The sequence below is a fragment of the Streptomyces sp. NPDC059900 genome (assembly GCF_050270335.1).
Lineage (GTDB): Bacteria > Actinomycetota > Actinomycetes > Streptomycetales > Streptomycetaceae > Streptomyces.
Genome location: NZ_JBNNJZ010000943.1, coordinates 1 through 2,038, shown reverse-complemented (window position 1 = coordinate 2,038; position 2,038 = coordinate 1). Strand labels below are relative to the sequence as shown.

Below are 2,038 nucleotides of genomic sequence, written 5' to 3'. Positions count from 1 at the left end.
GCGACATCCAGTGCCGTGCTGACGTCGGGCGGCGTCGTGCTCACCATGCTCGGCCTCGACAGCCGCCTGTACTGGACCCATGCCCAGCGCGGAGGGGGCCGCCTGGCTCCCTGGCAGCCGGTGAAACCCACGAAGGCCGGGAGGTCGAAGGCCTGATGCGGATGCCGATGCGGATGCCCGCCGCCGACCCGCCCGCCCTGCGACACCCGCGGGACAAGCCCGGGACCCCCAACCCGCACGACGCGCGCGACCCGTTCTTCGACAACGCCAAGTTCCTGCTGATCGTCCTGGTCGCCCTCGGCCACTCCTGGGAACAGATCGACAACGACACGCATGTGCTGCAGGCGGTCCACACCCTGGTGTACGCCTTCCACATGCCGGCGTTCATCTTGCTGTGCGGCTACTTCTCGCAGCGCTTCACCGGCCGCCCCGACCAGGTGCGCCGCCTGATCGAAGGGGTGCTGATCCCCTACCTCCTGTTCGAGGCGGCCTACTCCGCCACCTACAGCGCGGTACGGGGCGAGCCCTTCGCCTTCACGCCCACGGAACCCACCTACCTGTGCTGGTTTCTCATCGCGCTGTTCCTGTGGCGGCTGAGCACACCCCTGTGGCGGGCGATCCGCTATCCCGTGCCGGTCGCTGTCCTGCTCTCCCTGGCGGCGGGCCTGACGACGATGAGCTACGACCTGGCGCTTCCGCGCGTGCTGATGTTCCTGCCCTGGTTCGTCCTGGGCCTGCACCTGCGCCCGGAGCACTTCGCCCTGCTGCGCACGAAGGCCGCGCGCCGCTGCGGTGTGGCGGCACTGGTCTGCGCGGGGGCGGCCGCGTACCTGTGGATCCAGGCACCCGACGAGCACTGGCTGTCCATGGACGCCGGCTACACGCAGCTGGACGTGGGGTGGCCGCTGTATCTGGCGGTGCGCGTCGGTCTGTTCGCGCTCAGCGCGGTGCTGGTGGCCGCGTTCTTCGCCTGCGTGCCACGGCGCCGTACGGTCTTCACCGCGCTGGGCGCCGCCACGATGTACCCCTATCTCCTGCACGGCCTGCTGATCCGCGCGGGCGAGGCCGCGGGCCTGTACCCGCTCCTGAAAGATCTGGGCACACCCGGCCAGCTCCTGCTGACAATCGGCGTCATCAGCATGGTGTTCCTGCTGTCGACTCCCCCGGTACGCAAGCTGTTCCGCCCGCTGGTGGAACCCCGGCTGCCGCGGGTGATCGTGCCCGAAGGCGAGCGTGCGAAGTAGCCACGACCCGGCGTGCACACCCCCACACGCGGCGGGCGCGAAGACGGCCAACCCGCTCAAGCAGCGCTAGGCAGCGTTTGGGATGTGGTCACAGCGACTGCCGTACAAGGTGAGTTGGACGGTCTGGTACCGGTCGCGGTCGACGCTGGGTGGGCGCCCGCCCGGGCAGAGCCCCGACGGAACCGGTCTTCGGCCTGGTCACGCTTCTCCGGGATGGTGTGCGGGATCTGCCGGCGGCGCAGGTAGGCACGGATGGCACGGGAGGAGTACGCACGGTCGGCGATCACATGCCACGGCCTGGTCCGCATACGCCCTTTGGCCTGGAGTTCTTCCAGAACGCGAGCCCGGATGCCGTCGATCTGCCAGCGCCGGAGAACCGAGTACGCCGTCTCCCACGGCCCGTATCGCCCGACGACATCACGCCACGGCGGGCCGGTCCGGGCCCGCCACCAGATTCCGTCGAAGACCTGCCGCCGGTCCCTCGGCGGCCGCCCCACCTTCGGTATCGACGGCAACAGCGGCTCCAGCCGCTCGCACCGGCCGTCTGCCCGGTCCCCACGAACCACACCAAGAGCGTTCCACGGGCTTGACCGACGCCACAAGCACGTGTCAGGGCACTTTCTCGTCTGTCTCTGCTTCGTCATCCGAGCCGTACATCTCGACCAGCAGGCGCTGACGCGCCCCCTTCAAGCATTCGTCGTAGTCCGGCATGAAGACTTCAGCGAGCGTCGTTTCCAGCGCCCCGGAGATTGTGTAGATCGGAGACCAGACTGCTCGGTCCGTCTTCAGTAGGT

At 68.9% G+C, this 2,038-nt stretch carries 1 protein-coding gene and 2 pseudogenes; 1 reads left to right on the top strand and 2 read right to left on the bottom strand.

All coding sequences use genetic code 11. From position 1 onward, the window contains the following. Positions 1-155: 155 nt before the first annotated feature. Positions 156-1,244 (top strand): acyltransferase family protein, encoded by a 1,089-nt coding sequence (locus ACQKIP_RS45995; protein WP_365864401.1) that lies wholly within the window; start codon positions 156-158, stop codon positions 1,242-1,244. A gap of 123 nt (positions 1,245-1,367) precedes the next feature. Here the strand turns inward: ACQKIP_RS45995 and ACQKIP_RS45990 are convergent. Together ACQKIP_RS45990 and ACQKIP_RS45985 are read right to left on the bottom strand one after the other, a co-directional pair. Further along, positions 1,368-1,810, bottom strand: a pseudogene (locus ACQKIP_RS45990) (transposase); the annotation flags it as partial. 43 nt (positions 1,811-1,853) lie between these two features. Continuing rightward, a pseudogene (locus tag ACQKIP_RS45985) lies at positions 1,854-2,038 on the bottom strand (hypothetical protein); the annotation flags it as partial.

What these genes read in the sequence shown, in the direction of transcription:
- ACQKIP_RS45995 (WP_365864401.1), top strand. Translation starts at nt 156, where the DNA reads ATGCGGATGCCGATGCGGATGCCCGCCGCCGACCCGCCCGCCCTGCGA.